Origin of the sequence: Portibacter lacus (genome assembly GCF_021533215.1) — a bacterium.
GTDB lineage: Bacteria > Bacteroidota > Bacteroidia > Chitinophagales > Saprospiraceae > Portibacter > Portibacter lacus.
Map to the genome: position 1 here is coordinate 39730 of NZ_JAJNKA010000001.1, position 18082 is coordinate 57811.

Annotated in this window: 13 protein-coding genes; 10 read left to right on the forward strand and 3 right to left on the reverse strand. The window is 37.4% G+C overall.

Annotated features, from left to right (window positions below):
- Positions 1-61: 61 nt before the first annotated feature.
- Positions 62-571: a thioredoxin family protein gene (locus L2586_RS00130; protein WP_235290721.1), complete on the reverse strand. Its 510-nt coding sequence runs from the start codon at positions 569-571 to the stop codon at positions 62-64.
- 197 nt (positions 572-768) lie between these two features.
- Between L2586_RS00130 and L2586_RS00135 the strand changes: the two genes are divergently transcribed.
- From L2586_RS00135 to L2586_RS00170, 8 genes are all read left to right on the forward strand, one after another.
- Complete coding sequence (locus tag L2586_RS00135) at positions 769-3210, forward strand: TonB-dependent receptor (protein ID WP_235290722.1); 2442 nt, start codon at positions 769-771, stop codon at positions 3208-3210.
- Between the two features lie 48 nt (positions 3211-3258).
- Positions 3259-4617 (forward strand): Gfo/Idh/MocA family oxidoreductase, encoded by a 1359-nt coding sequence (locus L2586_RS00140; protein WP_235290723.1) that lies wholly within the window; start codon positions 3259-3261, stop codon positions 4615-4617.
- A gap of 9 nt (positions 4618-4626) precedes the next feature.
- Positions 4627-5571, forward strand: coding sequence for an L-threonylcarbamoyladenylate synthase (locus L2586_RS00145; protein ID WP_235290724.1), 945 nt, complete (start codon positions 4627-4629; stop codon positions 5569-5571).
- Positions 5572-5591: 20 nt separating this feature from the next.
- Positions 5592-8189 (forward strand): alpha-amylase family glycosyl hydrolase, encoded by a 2598-nt coding sequence (locus tag L2586_RS00150; RefSeq protein WP_235290725.1) that lies wholly within the window; start codon positions 5592-5594, stop codon positions 8187-8189.
- A gap of 211 nt (positions 8190-8400) precedes the next feature.
- Positions 8401-8901 (forward strand): lipocalin family protein, encoded by a 501-nt coding sequence (locus tag L2586_RS00155; protein WP_262914093.1) that lies wholly within the window; start codon positions 8401-8403, stop codon positions 8899-8901.
- Between the two features lie 190 nt (positions 8902-9091).
- Positions 9092-10207, forward strand: a complete 1116-nt coding sequence (locus L2586_RS00160; RefSeq protein WP_235290727.1) for a DUF2914 domain-containing protein — start codon at positions 9092-9094, stop codon at positions 10205-10207.
- Positions 10208-10217: 10 nt separating this feature from the next.
- On the forward strand, positions 10218-10787 hold the full coding sequence (locus L2586_RS00165; RefSeq protein WP_235290728.1) for a methyltransferase domain-containing protein: 570 nt from the start codon (positions 10218-10220) through the stop codon (positions 10785-10787).
- A 111-nt stretch (positions 10788-10898) separates the two neighbouring features.
- A complete protein-coding gene (locus L2586_RS00170) occupies positions 10899-12389 on the forward strand; it encodes a T9SS type A sorting domain-containing protein (RefSeq protein ID WP_235290729.1) in 1491 nt (496 codons plus the stop codon).
- 93 nt (positions 12390-12482) lie between these two features.
- Here L2586_RS00170 and L2586_RS00175 read toward each other — a convergent pair whose 3' ends face one another.
- Together L2586_RS00175 and L2586_RS00180 are read right to left on the reverse strand one after the other, a co-directional pair.
- Positions 12483-14036, reverse strand: coding sequence for a DUF1501 domain-containing protein (locus L2586_RS00175; RefSeq protein WP_235290730.1), 1554 nt, complete (start codon positions 14034-14036; stop codon positions 12483-12485).
- 12 nt (positions 14037-14048) lie between these two features.
- Complete coding sequence (locus L2586_RS00180; protein ID WP_235290731.1) at positions 14049-15620, reverse strand: DUF1800 domain-containing protein; 1572 nt, start codon at positions 15618-15620, stop codon at positions 14049-14051.
- A 215-nt stretch (positions 15621-15835) separates the two neighbouring features.
- On the opposite strand from L2586_RS00180, the gene L2586_RS00185 reads away from it, so the two are divergent.
- Together L2586_RS00185 and L2586_RS00190 are read left to right on the forward strand one after the other, a co-directional pair.
- Positions 15836-17149: a DUF1349 domain-containing protein gene (locus tag L2586_RS00185; RefSeq protein ID WP_235290732.1), complete on the forward strand. Its 1314-nt coding sequence runs from the start codon at positions 15836-15838 to the stop codon at positions 17147-17149.
- 466 nt (positions 17150-17615) lie between these two features.
- Complete coding sequence (locus L2586_RS00190; RefSeq protein ID WP_235290733.1) at positions 17616-18077, forward strand: PepSY-like domain-containing protein; 462 nt, start codon at positions 17616-17618, stop codon at positions 18075-18077.
- Positions 18078-18082 lie beyond the last annotated feature (5 nt).

Sequence of the window (18082 nt, forward strand, 5' to 3'; positions counted from 1 at the left end):
GTAACCGTGAGTTTATATTTTTTTAAAACTTGATTCTTCTACATAAAGAAATCTAAGTTGTTTATTCTCCTGCTTTTCTTGCTATCATTTGATCTACACCTCCTGTGAAGTCAGCTACAGTCTTAGCATAACCAGTCTTTCCTAAAGCCTCAATATTGAATTGATTAGTAGCTTCTACTTTATCTAAGTTAAAAACCCAGATCGTAGGAAATCCTCTCACACCAAAAGCTTGCTGAAGATTAGCGTTTTGTTGTCTATATTTTGTAGGAATTTGAGTTCTACGTGGAAAATCCAATTCTAATAGAACCACATTTTCATTTGCCCATTTTTTAAATTCATCATGAACAAAAACATTGGCACTTAGCCTCTTACACCATCCGCACCAATCACTTCCTGTGAAATTAGCAAGAATTGGCTTTCCTGTTTGCTTAGAGATTTCATATGCTTCATCTAAGTTTACTAACCAACCATCCTGATGAGCTGAGTAATCTGACTTGTCTTGAGCAAGAATTGCAGTACTAGAGAATGCAAATATTGCTAATATAAATATTTTTAAAAATGAACTTTTCATGTTAATATATTTTACTGCAGTTTTCATATCTTCTTCAAATATAAGGAATTGTATTAAATCCTATACAAACATAAGACCATTTTATAAGAAGTGTTCCCTACAATACAAACTATAATATTTTGTTAACATTTAGCTTTTTAACTTAGTTCATTAACGGCTAGCATTTTTTTATATGTAATTTCGCGCAAAATTACCTTATGGAATCCATTAAGAATCAATTAATATTTTTCTTGCTTATACTTTCCTATAGCGTTGCCTATAGCCAAACTGGCCAAGTAAAAACCGTACTAACAGATAATGAATCCATGCCTGTTATATATGCTAATGCAGTCCTATATAATTCAGTAGATTCTACAATTACAAAAATCGAAACCTCTGATGATCAAGGGGTAGTGAATTTTGCGAACATTCCTTATGGAAGGTATTATTTAGAAGCAACATATGTAGGTTATAATGACCTAAGGAAATCTAATATTGACCTAAATGAGAATCAAAGAATAGTCGATCTAGGAAAATTGGTTTTCGAAGCTTCTAGTGTGCAGTTAGCAGAAGCTGTTATAACTGCGAACAGAGTTTTAGTAGAAATAAAGCCAGATCGAACCGTTTTTAATGTGGAAGGAACTATTAATTCTGTAGGTGATAATGGGATGGGGTTATTGAGAAAGGCACCTGGTGTTCTTGTTGATAACAATGATAACATTTCTGTGCTCAGCAGATCTGGAGTCCTGATCTATGTAGACGGAAGGAGATTGCCGCTTTCTGGAGATGACCTAGTAGCTTACTTGACTAATCTTCCTGCAGAACAGATAGATAGAATAGATATCATCACTAATCCTGGAGCAAAGTACGAAGCTGAAGGGAACGCTGGTATCATAGACATAAGATTGAAAAAAGATAAAAACCTAGGTTATAATGGTTCCTTCGGTATTAATGCTAGTCAAGGTAGATATTCTGTAGGAGGTGTGAATGCATCTGGAAATTATAGAAATAAGAAAGTGAATGTATTCGGAACATTGGGCAGTGGCATGGGAGAAAAGTATCACGAAACCAATTTCATAAATCGTCAGAATAATTTCATTTTAAATGAAAACTCACTAGATCTAGGGACCTATAATTTTACAAACTATAAAGTAGGGACAGACTTTTTTATAACGCCTAAGCAGACCATTGGAATCTTGGTTACAGGAGGAACTGGCCATAACAATTCTAACAGCACCAATACGACGGATATTTCTTCTGAACAGTCCGCTGGAAAAATTGATAGTATACTTTATGCGAAGAATGAAGGTGATGCGAATAGAAATAATATTAATGTCAATGTTAACTACGCCTTTTCTGACAAAGTCCAAAACGTGATCGTCGATTTCGATTACGGCATTTATAATAATAACAATAACACTTTACAGCCTAATCAATATTTTGATCCGACGAGTACGAATTTACTCTCTGAGTTTAATACAGCCTATGAGACTCCTGTGAATATTGATATTTTAACATTTAAGGTAGATTACGACCACGATTTATTTGGAGGCAAAGTGGGATTAGGGACTAAGTTGAGTAAGGTCGGGACAGATAATACTTTCCGTTTTTATAATGTAGAAAATGGTAGTCAAGTCATTAACAATAGACGATCTAACCAGTTTGACTATACGGAAAATGTATATGCAGCTTACCTGACTTATGCTAGGCCGATCACTAAGAAATTATCAGTTTCTGCTGGTGTAAGAAGTGAAATCACAGATGCAACAGGAAACCTCCAAGCGTTTCTCCCAGAACTACAAGAGCCGCCAGTTGAATTAAATTATACGAATCATTTTCCGACGGTAGGATTAACTTATCAGATTAATCAAATGAATACCGTATCTCTTAATTATGGCAAAAGAATCAATAGACCAGATTACAATGTTTTGAACCCGTTCAATATTCAGTCTAGTGAGCTTTCTTTTAGAAAAGGAAATCCCTTCTTGAGACCTGAGATCGTTAACAATTTAGAGCTTGGATACTCTTTGTTTTATCGTTATAATTTGAAATTGAGCTACAGCAAAACTTCGGATCAGATAACCCGATTAATTGCTCCAGATGATACCAATCCTAAAGCAGGTTTCATCACTTGGGAGAATCTTGCTGAGCAAGAATTATTTAGTGCGAATATTTCAGCACCAGTTGATATTAAAAAATGGTGGAACATGTACCTTAATGTTAATGCGGCTTACATTGACAATCAAGCGGACTATGGAGAAGGTGCAATTGTAGATGTCCAGACATTTACTTACAGTATTTTCCAACAGTCGACTTTCACTTTGCCAGCTGGATTTAAAGGAGAAATTTCAGGATATTATTCTGGTCCTGGTGTATGGGGAGGTGTCTTCAAGTATGGTCCTACATGGAGTTTGAATCTTGGATTGCAGAAAATATTCTTAGATGATAAGTTGAATATGAAATTGAGCATGAATGACTTGTTTTATAAGTCAGGATGGTCTGGAAAATCAGAATTTAATGGATTAGTTTCAGAAGGAATGGGTCAGTGGGATAGCAGAAAAGTAGCATTAAGTCTTAGCTATAATTTCGGAAATTCGAACGTGAAATCGAGAAAAAGAAAAACAGGAATAGAAGAAGAAGCTAATAGAGTTAGCAATTAAGGAAATAAAGGCGAAAGTATATCCTAAAGATTTCTTACTTTTAGCGCCGTGAGCTCTTTTAATATTAATCGAAGAAATTTTCTAAAGTCGACCTCAGCGTTAACTGCACTGTCCTTTTTAGGTCAGCATGGCTATGACTTGATTCGTTCATTTGACAACATGAAAGTGGGTGTCATCGGAACGGGCTGGTATGGTAAGAGTGATGTTTTTCGATTGATCCAAGTTGCAGAAGTGGATGTTGTCGCCATTTCAGATGTGGATGAGATGATGTTAGACCATGCTGCGACGATGATAAGTGAAAGACAGAAAAGCAAAAAGAAACCTCGGATCTATAGAAATTACGAGGAAATGCTGAAACAGCATAAGTTCGATTTGATTTTAATCGGAACTCCTGATCACTGGCATGCTCTGAATGCGATCTCCGCTATTCAAGCTGGAGCTCATGTATACTTGCAGAAACCAGTAAGTACAGATGTACTAGAAGGAGAAGCAATTTTGAGCCAAGCGAGGAAATACAATCGAAAAGTTCAGATTGGAACTCAGCGAAGAAGTACACCACATCTTATTCAAGCCAAGAATGATATCGTAGAAAAAGGACTATTAGGGAAAGTCGCTCATATAGAAGTCTTTAGTTACTACCATATGCGCTTTAGAGGAAACCCTCCAGCGGAAGAAATACCATCTTATTTTGATTATGATTTATGGTGTGGCCCCGCGCCGATGAGAACTTTCGATGGATTACCACATAGAAGGTGGAGAGCCTATATGGAGTATGGGAATGGAATAATGGGGGATATGTGTGTACATATGCTAGATGCGGTGAGATGGATGCTAGGTCTTGGATGGCCTTCTAGGATTTCATCTGCTGGTGGAATCTATGTTCAGAAAGAAAGCAATGCTAATATAACAGATACACAAACGGCCATTTTCGAATATCCAGATCTAAATGTGCTATGGCAGCATAGAACATGGGGCAAAGCACCAGATCCTGATTATCCATGGGGTTTCAAAATCTATGGAGAAAATGGAGTGTTAAAAGGTGATGTACATAAGTATGAGTTTGTTGGAAATGATAATAAGGTCATCAGGGGCGATGCCGTTCTAGAAAAAGAGTTATTTCCAGAAGATGTAGGCGAAAAAGGGATTGAAATACATGCTGCTCCTGCGACCAGAGGTCATATGCTTGATTTATTATCGTGTATAGAAACTGGTAATAAACCAGTTGCTGACATAGAAGAAGGCTTAATTTCTAGCGCGTCTTGTATTTTGGCAAATGTTTCGATGGACTTGGGAAGACCTGTAAAATATGATCATTTGAATCGCGTAATAGTTGATGATTTAGAAGCAAGCAAATTATTACAGCGTGCGTACAGAAAAGGCTATATTCATCCAGAAAAATATCTCTAATTTTACATCATGTCAGTTATTGGAAGTGATTTACAAAAGGCAATAGATTTGCTGTTAAAGGATGAGTTAGTAGCTATTCCTACAGAAACAGTATATGGCTTAGCGGGAAATGCACTAAGTGAAGTAGCAATCACTAAAATATTTGAAGTAAAGAACAGGCCATTCTTTGATCCATTGATCATTCATACGAACGATCTAGGTAAAATATCTGCGCTTATAAAAAATATTCCCGACGAGGTGAAAGCATTAGCGGCTCAGTATATGCCGGGGCCATTGACCATTCTTCTTGAGAAAACGGACCTCATTCCAGAGTTAATTACGGCAGGATCGAATAAGGTAGCCGTACGAATACCTGCTCACCCACTTACCCTTAAACTATTAGCAGCCTTAGACTTTCCATTGGCTGCGCCAAGTGCTAATCCGTTCGGATACATTAGCCCAACCACCGCAGAACATGTGAATGCTCAATTAGGTGAAAAAATAAGCTATATTCTAGATGGTGGCCCATGTACTGTAGGACTAGAATCTACTATAGTAGAGTGGCGAGAAGATCATTTTCATGTTTTGAGGAAAGGAGGTGTGCCTCTAGAACAGCTAGGTGAGAATGTGACCTTCGAAGAACATTCGACGAGTAACCCTTTAGCACCTGGAATGCTGAAAAGTCACTATTCTCCTCGGATACCACTGATCATAGAACCTAGCCTAGAAGACTTAGAAGAATACAATATAGAAAGAATCGGTGTGCTAACTTTTCAGCATCCTCATAAGATGATCCCTTTGGAAAATCAACTCATTCTTTCTAAAACTGGAGATGTGAACGAAGCCGCTAGGCATTTGTTTTCTTATATGCATGAGTTAGATGAAATGGATATTGATCTGATAATCGCAGAATATGTACCTGATGAAGGTCTAGGAAAAGCGATCAATGATAAGTTGAAAAGGGCGGCGATATGAGAATGTTGTTGTTTTTTTTATTGCCAATTTTTTTAACAGCACAGAATTTTACAACATCAGATATTTCGAATGGCTATGCTCTGGATGGTGATGATGTTGTTTTCTTATTTAGTGAAAATGTCTATGATGTTCAGCCTGAGAAAGTTGTTGTTACGGGTTCGTTCAGAGGTTGGAGTCAAGACATGGATGATATGAAGTGGCAGTTAAATAAGGAGGAAGATTATTGGACTTTAAAGGTTAAGAATGTCAATTTTGAGCAATTGAAGCCACAAGATGGTTTTAAATATAGAATTAATAATGGTCAATGGCTAGATCCACCACGTTCAGCGACCAATGCAAAGGGTGGAAATTTAATACTTATGAATCATATTGAAGCGCCATATTTAAAGGCAGAAATAATAGATAATAGAACATTATGGGTTACGGTGAGGGGAATGGATAAATCCTTTGTACCATCTGATTACGAGCTAAAGGATTGGAAAGGTAAGGAGATAAAAATCGATGCAGTTCTTCCTAATACAGAAGAAACTCTACTGGTCCACACCAGTGAATCTTTTGATAAGAAAAGGGTTCATTATTTTTCATTTGATGATGTAGAAGTTACGTGTTCTTTTGATGGATGGTATCGAATGTTATATAGTGATAAACATTTAGGAGCGAATGTGAGTGAAGATAAAAAGACAACCGATTTCCGTGTTTTTTCCCCTAGAGCCACAAGTGTGAAATTATTCCTTTACAAAGATGGAGGTGGTGAGGCCTATGATGTTCAAGAAATGCAAGAAGACGAAAGCAGTGTTTGGGAATATAAAGCCAAAGGAGATCTAGCCGGAATCTACTATGATTTCAAAGTTGAGATGCCTGATTTCGAGGAATATGATGGCCATGTTTCTGATCCATATGCACGTGTTCAAGATGGTTCTTTCGGACGCTCGAGAGTTACTTATGCGACGAAAGCGGCCACTCCACTCAAGAATGGAATTCCGGCGATGGAAGATGTAGTAGCTTACGAAGTTCATTTGATTGACTTCACAGATCAGTTACCAGTTGATGATCAAATCAAAGGTAAGATGCCAGCGATGATCAAAACAGGATTGAAAAACACTAGAAATGAAGCGATAGGTTTTGATTACTTGTTAGATTTGGGAGTAAATGTCCTTCATTTGATGCCTATGCAGGAGTTTTTTAATTATCCAGAGGAAGTCTGGAAAGCATCATTTCAGGATGATGAATACATGAAAAAGTATGGTATTGCAGAAGAGAATTATCAGTGGGGATACAGAACTACACATGCATTTGCTGTAGAATCTACCTTTAGATCGAAAGGAGAAGAACCAGGAAAAGAAAGAGAGGAATTTAGAGATTTAGTACAGGCATTTCACGAAAAAGACATTGCTGTAATCATTGACATCGTGCCGAATCATACAGGAGAAGATATGGACGGTGGATCGAATTATCTCAATTTCAATGTATTCGGGAAAGATTATTATTATAGGACCAAGAACTTTAAGCATATCGGAGCTTTCGGAAATGAAGTGAAGACAGAAAACCGTCCGATGGTGCAGCGATGGTTGATAGACCAGTGTAAGCATTGGATTGAAGAATTCGGAGTAGATGGATTTAGAATAGATCTAGCTGGACAGATCGATCGCCAGACGCTAATAGCTTTGCGGAAAGCATTAGGCGATGATATCATCATATATGGCGAGCCGTGGATCGGGTCGAATGATCCTGATTTCGAAGCAAATCCTTCATGGGATTGGTACAAGCACAATGCACCGATAACCTTTTTTCAAGATGACTCTAGGACAGCTTTCAAAGGAACGACGAACACTCCTGTGAATAAGCAGTATGATCGTGGATGGCCAGGTGGGAATTATGCATTTCGTGGCGATGTAATGAAAGCTTTGAGTGGAGGTTTTCCAGATGATACTACCTTGCTAAGTGGGATTAACTACCTCGATATTCATGATAACTGGGCACTTGCAGATCAGTTTGCATTGCATGACTGGGATGGCAGAAAAGGAGTAGATGAGAATCGATATAAAATGGCTGCATTGCTATTGCATACTTCACTTGGTCCAATTGTACTCCATGGAGGTTCTGAATTTATGCGTAGCAAAGGCCTTGCAGAATTGAGAGAGGTTGTTAAAGTGATGAATGATGGGCAAGAATTAGCTTTTCATGGAAAGGGAGATACGTACAACATGAGATTGCCTAACAATTTTATCTGGGAAAATGTAGGCTCTACGGAAATTTGCGACTATAAAGGAATGCATGATTACTGGCAAGGATTGATAAAATTTAGGCTTAGTGAAGAGGGAGCTATCTTCAGGTTAGCAGAACATCCTCATTATTCTTATTTTCATTGGATTGCCCCGAGGGATGAGAAAGCGCTGGGATATATCATTGCGGACAGGGTTCTCGTCTTGTTAAATTCTGCGGAGTATGATTTTACATTTTATATCCATGAATTATCTGAGGGGAATTGGAAATTGATCGGAAACAATGAAGCTTTCGATCATGTGAAAGGTGTTTCAGGTGATTACAGTATCTTGAAAGGTGGAGATCATGCCATTAATTTGCCGCCCGAAGGTATGCGAGTTTGGGTAAAGCAATAATAGTATTTGGAAGGTTTTATTAGAGGTCAATTTCGAACAACTTTATGTTGATCTAGTTGTTTTAATAGTGGAAAGTGTGATTGAATTTAGAGAAAACTTTTTCTTTTTTTCTGTAGGTACAAATATGCAATTTCAATGATTAAATGAAATAATAAACTGATTAAACGTGAAGAATACAAAATTATATAATCTACTTTTTGCTGGTGTTGTGATGTTAGGACTGAATGCTTGTGCTACGACTTCGATACCTAAAGATGCAGAAGCGGTTAAACCATTTGACAAAGAAAAATATTTGGGTACTTGGTATGAGATTGCCAGATTGGATTTCAAATTTGAAAAGAACTTGGACAATACGACTGCTACCTATTCTTTAAATGACAACGGTACGATTAAAGTTGATAACAAAGGATACAATACCAAAAAAGAAAAATGGACACAATCCGTTGGGAAAGCAAAGTTTGTTGGAGATGATGATATTGCCATGCTTAAAGTTTCGTTTTTTGGACCTTTTTATTCTGGTTATAATGTGATTGCGCTGGATGATGATTATCAATATGCGATGGTTGCTGGTAAGAACCTGGATTATTTATGGTTGTTGTCTCGTGAACAGGAAATGCCTGAGGATATTAAAGCGGAGTATCTAAAGATTGCTGAAGAGATTGGATATAATACCTCGGATTTGCTATGGGTTAATCAAGGTATGGAGAAGTAAGGACTTTAGAAAGAGGCTAGTAAGTCTATGTGGCTTTCGCCATGTCACAAAAATGCCAGTAAAAGTAAGAAGACCCGATTTTCATGCAGGTAGGGATTTTTGTTGAAACTCATACTTAATCTAGCTTTTACAGGAAACTGCATAATATAGTTTCTGATTCTTTTATATTTACTACCTTCTTGGAAACAGTATGAAAAGAACATTAGCCAAATATAGAGAAAGTGCGTTTCATGCCTTTATTAAGAAGCATGAGAAGTATGCTCCTTTGCTCTTCTTTGTTGGTGGATTTATTTTTGATTCGCTTACACTTGGAAGAATAGACCGAACTTACGATCTAGTAGTCTTGTGTTTTCATATGACTTTTTTAAGTCTAACCCTTTACTTATACAACTTAGTGGATGACGGTAAGTGGAAAGACACTATTATAGATCGGTACCAAGATTATTTTCCATTGGCCATTCAGTTCTTTTTCGGAGGACTTTCGAGTGCTTATGTTATTTATTTCTTTAGAAGTGTTTCGTTAACGAAGACGGCTTACTTTTTTATCATTCTACTGGCCTTACTTTTTGCCAATGAATTTCTGAAGAAAAGGATTTCCAATAAGTACTTACAATTCAGTGTCTACTATTTTATAAGTTTCACTTTTTTCACCTTCATGATCCCTGTCTTTATCAAGCAAATGAACGTGTGGATATTTCTGCTCTCTGGTCTTGTAAGTTTAGTCAGCACACTGCTTTTAATTACAGTCATTTATCGAAAAAGCCCTAGTACAAGAAAGGAAGTACACTTAGGTAAATTGATAGGAATCGTGATGTCTATCTATGTATTGATCAATTTATTTTACTTTTTCAAGCTCATTCCTCCTGTTCCTCTGGCATTATATGATGGTGTAGTAGCACATGATGTTTATAAAGAAGATAATAAATATGTAGTTACCTACGAAACGGATGTATGGTATAAGTTTTGGAGAAAGCACAGGGCGAAGTATATTCAAGAACCTGGTGAAAACGTCTATATTTTCTCTTCCATTTTTGCTCCGACGGCTTTAGAGAAATCGATATTTCATCGCTGGAATTATTATAATGAAGTGTCGGAAAATTGGGAAGTAGTGGATAATATCGGATATGATATTACAGGTGGCCGAGATGGCGGTTATCGAGGTTATACCTACAAAAATAATGTTAAGGAAGGTTTATGGAAGGTGGAAGTACTTACTGAAGAAGAGCTGGTTCTAGGTGTTATTAGTTTTGAAATAATTGAGGATCCATCTTTAAAGCCTAGGGGCGTGGTCGTTAAGGAATTTTAATAAACGGAAAATGAAAATAGGCTACGACGATTATTATCAAACAGAAAATTTATTTGGAAAGGCTTATCCTGAATTGATTCAGTTTTACAAAAGTATTCAGGTAAAAGGAAGACTGCTAGATTTGGGTTGTGGTCAAGGCCGAGATGCTATTCCATTGGCGAAATTAGGATTCGACGTAACAGGAATAGATCACTCTCGAGTCGGAATCGATCAACTTAATAAAATCGCAAAGGCTCAAAATTTGTCCCTTGTCGGATTCGTAGATGATATTTATACTTACTCGGATTTCGATCAATTTGAATTTATACTTTTAGATAGCATGTTTCATTTTGGGAAGAAGGAAATTGAAAAGGAAAAAGCATTATTAAATCGATTACTCACAAAGGCTAAGTCGGAGACCATCATCACAATCTGTATTCAGAAAGTAGGAAAGAAATTGGAAACGCTGGAATCTATTGTGTCGGCTAGAGCGGATGTAGAACCGATTGCGCAGACTGAATTAATCTACAAGTTTGTAGATAAAGCATCGAATCATAGCTCGGAAACGAAATATGAAATGCTTACAATCAGGAAGGCTTAAGCACATATTAATTGAGCCACCTTTCCCGACATTCCTTTAACATTGACCAAATATTAGGCACCACATCTTCACGTGTTTCGTATGTTGCATTTGTCAATAAATAGACCTAGTATGAATTTAAGATTTATCGTTTTGTATATGTTTTGCTTGCCAGTTTTTATGATAGGGCAAGATCTATCTGAAGGTCTTATGGTCAATGATCTAAGTCTTCACCCAATGCAAGACATTGAGAAACCGGCCTACTTAAGTACGATCATAGATCCTTCCTTCGGGACAACCATTAGAAGAATTTCAAATGCTGGAGCAGGTGAAGTAATTGTCCCGATGTACAGTACGATCCAAGCTTGGAATGCGGATGAATCAATGATGATTTTATACAATCAGACGGCTGGACATCATGAATTATTAGATGGAATGAATTATCAATTTATAAGGTCTCTTGATGATGTTTCACCTGATGATATAGAGCAAATATTTTGGGATTTTAATGATCCGAATATTTTTTACTATCCTGATAATTCGACTAAAGATTTCATTAAGTATTCCGTAAGTGATCAATCTAAAGAAACACTTGTAAATATGATAGAAGTGTCAGCATGTGGTGGCGGGATTAGTATGGGAAATGACATCCAAATGATGTCTTGGGATTCCGATGTCTTCACTTTTCGATGTGAAAATGCAACTGGGTATTGTTACCGAATCTCGACAAAGGAATTGACGACTTTTGAAATATCAGAATTGAATTATACGGCACCAACAGTTGCACCAAGTGGGAATAGATTTTATCATGAAACTCATGTTTACGATAGCCTAGGGAATAAGGTTTTAGACTTAAATGTCAATAAATCAGAGCATTCTAGCATTGGTAAGCTAGCGAATGGAAACGATGCCTATTTCGCGATCGCATTTGCCGAAGGACCTAATGGTGGCTGCATAGGAGACATCATTGCGCATGATTTAACAACAGGCGAGTGTATTCCGGTGATTAGCGAAAGTCAGGGTTATGATTATCCGCAGTCAGGTACGCATATTTCATCTCTCGCTCATAAAAATACAGAAGGTGGATGGCTTGCCGCGTCTATGATGGGATATGATAAAGATGGCCAAGAATTGTTAGACCAAGAACTGGTTATTGCGAAAGTAGAAGATGGAAATATTAAAGTTTGCAGAATAGGACATCATCGAAGCGATGAAGATCAGTTTGATTATTGGGGAGAACCGCATGCTGTGATTAGCCCTAGCGGAACGCGAGTATTATTCGGGTCTGACTGGAGTGGCGCGGAAGATGGCGAATCGGTAGATTCTTATGTGGTGGAGCTTCCTTCGTTTTCGACCTCTTCAGCTGTAGGCGGTTTAAATTTGAAGCCTGCTACCTTTAAAATATACCCTAATCCTGTCCATGAACGTGCAACATTAGTTTTTGAAGATAGTAGTCAGATGAGCATAATGGTTTATGATATTAATGGCCGGAAATTGATACAAGAAAATTTCAATGGGAATCGCTATGAAATCAATACAGAAAGACTCGGTGCTGGATTGTATTTCTTTACGGCAACAGATGGAGTAGGTGCTGCTATGAAAGGGAAGTTTGTGAAAAACTAAGTTCTTGCGCCCTCAGCAGCCTAAAAAGTGTCTCATTTTATAGGACCTCGCTCTTAAGAGTGAGGCAAGACATTTCATGGTACAAAGCTCTCCTTATATCTTAACCACTTTCACAGACCTTGTTCCATTAGAACCTAGCATTCTGACAAAGTAATTCCCAGACGGGTAACTTCTCATATCTATTCGCAATTGATGAGATGCAGATTCAAACTTTCGATTACTCACCACTTGGATTTCTCGGCCTAAGCCATCATGCAGACTGATCCGCTGATAAGATGTCTCTGTTTCAAATTCTATTGTAAATACATCCGATATTGGATTCGGATAAGCCGTTAATTTTTTCGAACCAATAATATCCTCTACCGCACTTGGTGCAGCACATGTAGATGCAATAGGAATGTAACTGAACTCATCATGGAACATATCTTTTACCGTTGATTCTTCTACATCAAACCAATCCATCAAAACAGAACCGTAAATATTCCTGAAATCAGTTTCCATATTTATACCATCGTTTCCGCCCACATCGGTAGTGATTTCTGGATTGGTGCCGACAACTCCTGCATTGACACAATTTCCGAAAACAATCAGAGGAGCAGCATCTCCATGGTCCGTTCCATAACTATCATTAGACCTGATTCGACGACCAAATTCTGAATAGGTCATTCCCAATACTCGATCTTCTAATCCTAACTTACTTACATCATCCTGAAATGCTGCAATCGCATCACTTAGTGTTTTTAACAAACCCGCGTGGATTCCTACACTTGGGTCTGAATCTTCTGTTTGATTTGCATGAGTATCGAATCCACCTAAGCTTACAACATAAAACTTAGAAGCAAGGCCACCTGATATCAGTCTAGCAACCGTCTTTAACTGAGCAGATAATCGATTTTCATCATCATATTGACTACTCAGATTATTTCCAAGTTCATAAGCTTCCTTGATTCGATCTCCATACTCATTTGTTTTCTCGATCTCATTGACCAAAAAGCCTAATTGATCTGCTCCACATCCACTGACTAGTTCATTATTAGTAGGAGTATTGAGCTGAGTAACATTAGTTGGATCTGCTAAAGCCATACTGAAATTCCCAGCAAAACCTTGACATGTTTCAGAAACAATAGAACCGATCGTTAGGGCAAAAGGATCTTGATATTCAGGGCTCGGATAGTCTGAAGGATATCCTGGAAATTGGGTGTCAAGATATCGACCGATCCATCCAGTTTGCAGAAATTCGTTGGCAGATGATCCAGAATTCCAGATATCTGTGGACCTGAAATGAGAACGATTTTGCTCAGGATAACCAACGTTTTGTATAACATTGACCTTAGCATCATCATACATGCTTTTCATGCCGGTCATCTCAGTATGAAGCGCAAGATTATTATCTATTCCTAGCAATTTATTCTGCGGCAAAATAATATTTGATCTTACATTTGCCAATGCATCATAAGAATTCAGCGGCGTAAGCATGGATAGACCATCGTTCCCACCATTTAACTGGATTAAAACCAATACTCTGTCTGATTCTTCATTGACGAGATTAAGCATGCTATTTCTAGCAATTGATGCTACAGGAATTCCACCAACGATAAATGGCGTGGACAATAAGGAGCTATATTTTAGAAATGATCTTCTTTTCATTTTAGTTGGTTTTTACATTAAATAGTATTCCGGCATCTTCATCATGGTTGCTAATAGCGTTGCCACTTTAGTATAGACGGATATCTTCAGTGCTAGATCTTCAGGATTCTCCAAGTATTTGCCATATTCTACGGTCCATTCGAAGTCTGGAAGTCCTGGTATGAGTACTTCTTTGAGGTAGTCGCTTTGATTTTGTGATAATGGAAACTCAAAGATCAAGTCTGCAATATTTTTAATCAGCAAGTTAGGATCTGAAGCATTGTCAATTTTTGAAATAAATTCAAGTGCATCTATCCCTAGCCTAAATCCTCGAATTTCATTTCCTACAATTAAAGCGTTCGCAACTTCTTCTCGAAATCCTAAGGTGACCGAATTAATCCAAAATTGATAATACCCTGGAGCTTGATAATATGCTTTCCAACCTGCTACTGAAGGAACATTCATAATTACCATTTCTAATAGTGCTCCTGCCTGTGCAATAGCTTCCCAGATGTAATACTTGGAAATGATATCCTCTGGCATTTTTATTTCAAATGTATTAATAGACTTATACAAGAAATCTAATGGAGAGGACAACATGCAGCCCCGATGGACTTCGCTATGGAAATATTCCGAAGCCAATAAGGCTCTAAGTGGTTTCTTAATATCATAATCATTAACATACATGATATCTGCCATCGGATTAATGATGTTCATTTCGACATCATCATCGATGTTAGCACCCACGAACCAGATGTGAAGCTGACGGCAAATATGCCTAGCTACTTCTCTCTTAGCTAAGATGATTTCTATAACTTTCTTATATTCTTCTTCTCCTTCATTCGGAATAACCACATTGTCGAAGCGAGCCGATAATTGCTTGTTAGTTGTATCATGTCTAAAGTTGAGGAAGTAGGCTTCTGCAAATCCGGTTTCAGAAATACGGGCTTTCCAGCCAGTTAGGGCCTTAGCAATTTCTACAATATCGGTTTCCGTATAATTCGTGTAATCTCCATCTCCAACTGCTTCTCCTCGGCCGATCGTAAATAATTCCAAAAGCTCTCTCGCATAATTTTCGTTCGGAGATTCTTTATTGTTTTGGTTACCATTCAGAAAAATCAGCATTGCAGGTGAAAGCGTCATTTTTTCTGTCAATGTTCTAAAATTCCCTAAGGCGTGCGCCCTTATAGTTGAAAGATATTCATAACTAACTTCACCTAGGTTGATGTCATTAACAGGGAAATGCTCATGCCAGAATAAGACCATTTTCTCCAGAAGTGAAAATTTGTTTTCCTGTAGAAGTCCAGTTTGCCATATGATTACTGAATTTCTTCGAGCATTTCTTAATCCTTGGATATCATTTAGTGGATAGTATTTGTCTACCCAAGTTGTTCCGATCGGCGCATCTGGATCATCTTCAAACTTGTGATGAATAGGTGGGGCAGGAGTTTCAGACTCTTCGAATAATTTATCAAGCGTTTGTTCTAGCCCTAAACTTACGGTCTCCTCGATTTCCGCTTTAGTTTTTCCGTAAATTGTTCTGCCAAGCAGGAAAGAAGCCCTCTTGGAGTCCCAATTTCCAGTATATGGGTTAAGTGTACTCATCGGCTGGTTTTTATAATAATGAACTGATCATGTTAACAATTTAATGCTGGTTTTTATACATAGAGGACACGAGTTTGACATTTGTACTCAAAAAATCTTTACTTTTTATTCTTTTATGTCAATACTTAACCAATTTGGAACTATGTCAACTGAGAGTTCCCGAATGTTAATTTCTACTTCACCAAGGTGTTTCGATGCCTATATTTATATTAATTATGAGAAATATTGTCTGGTTTTTTATATTCTTTTTTATTTCTGTCAATGTATTAATGGGACAGCAATCAGCATTGAATGATGAATTCAATAGCCCGTGTAATTTGTCTGATTGGAATAATATAACGGAAGTAGAAGGATGGATGACGCCGGGTGGGCAACCTGCAGAGCATTTAGAGGAGTTTGATATCTCTCGAACTTATCCCGGTGATTTATACATGATGCCTTGGACCACTTCCTGGTATGCTGATCTAAGAGGTGCATTAATTTTTAAAGAGATCACAGGCGATTTCGTATTTACCACTAGGATAATTGTTAGGAATCGTGCAGGTCTGGATCAATTACCGAGTACAGTATATTCTTTGGCTGGGATGATGATAAGAAGTCCTAGAAATTTCACAAATGGGATAAGTGGCTGGACTGCCGGAGGAGAAAATTATGTGTTCTTATCCATAGGAAGAGCGAATACAAATGCCAATGGTCCCTTTCAGTTAGAAGTTAAAAATACCATCAACAGTAATTCTAATCTGAATATTTCAAACATAGGCGTGAGTGAAATTTACATGAGGATGGTAAAGGTTAATGGGACTATACTCGTGATGAGAAGTTTTGATAATATAACCTGGGTTGTTCATAGAAGGTATTCTCGACCAGATTTGCCAGAAACTTGTCAGATCGGATATGTGACGTATACGGACTGGCCTGCTATTAATGCGCATTGGGACAATAATATTGCAAATGTTATGAACAGTAATACGAATATTCTTAATGATGATTATAGTACTGATTTTAATTGGAATCCAGATCTCATTGGTCGGTTTTCATTTGCAAGGTTTAATGATGTAAATCTGCCACAAGAAAATGAAAATACAGATTTTATGACTGCGGATGAAGGCTTGATTTTATCATTATTTGGTTATCCCACAGTGCCACTGTACCCAGAAGGAAGTAAAATTTGGAATGGTTCACAATCTAATGATTGGGGAAATGTAGCAAACTGGAATGGTAGTGTTCCGATTGCTGGTGATTATGTAGTTATCCCCAATTGCAATTGTACAGAAATGAATGCACCTAGTTTGACATCGGATTCACCATTGTTTTCTGGTTTTCATTTGGAGAAAGGAGCGCAGTTTACGGTGGAATCAGGCATAACACTGAGTGTAGACTTACAAGGGACTGGAAGTGCATTTATCAATGAAGGTGTACTAGAGAATCATGGAATAATTACAATTACAAATGCATTAGGAAAAGAAATTCATAATACTTCATCGTTGACCAATTATTCAGGATCTGCATTAAGCATATCAGAGGACTAAAATATTTCAATTCAAGATTCAAAGTTTCGCAGATCGCGCCGCCTTCCTGCCTGCCCTTATTGAAGGGAGGTGGGATTGCGAGTTTCTGGAAGATTATGCCAGGAATGATTTCATGGTCTGTCATGCAGTCGGGCTATGAGAATCATGGGTTTCAAATTTGGCTCTGTGATTCAAAACTCTAAAACGAAAGCCAATCTTAGGTTCATATTGTGCGCGACCAAGAAGTTTTTCTGAAAAAATGGCTAAGAAGTCCTTACACTGCGTACTTGGCTTACACCCCTAATCCCTCATAGGTCCATAGGCGACTATTCATCCTTTTTTGAGTTTAAAAATGACCTATTGTATCCTGCGATATAATAGCGAATATCTTCTAACTGATAAGTATAATAACTCATAATTAACCTGGATTGAAATCAGTTTTATGGATATCTAGAAAAAAAATTAAACAACAAAAAAATTAAAAATTATGAAAAAGGTAATTATGGTTTTAGGCGCAATGTGTTTATTAGTAATGAATACATTTGCTCAAGAGATTCAAGAAGTTCCTGCTGAAGTATTAAAAGCTTTCGAAGGAAAGTATGCTGCTGTTAAAGGTATTGTTTGGGATCAAGAAGATGATGGTAATTGGGAAGCAGAGTTCAAGATGAATAATCAAGAATTTTCAGCATTATTTACAGAAGACGGAGTTTGGGTAGAAACGGAACAAGAGGTGACGACGAAAGAGCTTCCGGCTTCACTTACCACGATGTTAGATACGGAAATGGCAGGCTACACTATTGATGATGTAGATCTTATCGAAACGCCAAAAGGGAAATTCTATAGAATTGAAGTTGAGGTAGATGGTAAAGAATACAAGCTAAAAGCAGATATGGATGGAAAAGTCATCAATAAGAAAATGAGAGATGAAAATAAAAACGGCTTGAAATAATTTGA

What these genes read in the sequence shown, in the direction of transcription:
- L2586_RS00190 (WP_235290733.1), top strand. Translation starts at nt 17,616, where the DNA reads ATGAAAAAGGTAATTATGGTTTTAGGCGCAATGTGTTTATTAGTAATG.
- L2586_RS00170 (WP_235290729.1), top strand. Translation starts at nt 10,899, where the DNA reads ATGAATTTAAGATTTATCGTTTTGTATATGTTTTGCTTGCCAGTTTTT.
- L2586_RS00135 (WP_235290722.1), top strand. Translation starts at nt 769, where the DNA reads ATGGAATCCATTAAGAATCAATTAATATTTTTCTTGCTTATACTTTCC.
- L2586_RS00175 (WP_235290730.1), bottom strand. Translation starts at nt 14,036, where the DNA reads ATGAAAAGAAGATCATTTCTAAAATATAGCTCCTTATTGTCCACGCCA.
- L2586_RS00165 (WP_235290728.1), top strand. Translation starts at nt 10,218, where the DNA reads ATGAAAATAGGCTACGACGATTATTATCAAACAGAAAATTTATTTGGA.
- L2586_RS00160 (WP_235290727.1), top strand. Translation starts at nt 9,092, where the DNA reads ATGAAAAGAACATTAGCCAAATATAGAGAAAGTGCGTTTCATGCCTTT.
- L2586_RS00155 (WP_262914093.1), top strand. Translation starts at nt 8,401, where the DNA reads ATGTTAGGACTGAATGCTTGTGCTACGACTTCGATACCTAAAGATGCA.
- L2586_RS00145 (WP_235290724.1), top strand. Translation starts at nt 4,627, where the DNA reads ATGTCAGTTATTGGAAGTGATTTACAAAAGGCAATAGATTTGCTGTTA.
- L2586_RS00180 (WP_235290731.1), bottom strand. Translation starts at nt 15,620, where the DNA reads ATGAGTACACTTAACCCATATACTGGAAATTGGGACTCCAAGAGGGCT.
- L2586_RS00130 (WP_235290721.1), bottom strand. Translation starts at nt 571, where the DNA reads ATGAAAAGTTCATTTTTAAAAATATTTATATTAGCAATATTTGCATTC.
- L2586_RS00185 (WP_235290732.1), top strand. Translation starts at nt 15,836, where the DNA reads ATGAGAAATATTGTCTGGTTTTTTATATTCTTTTTTATTTCTGTCAAT.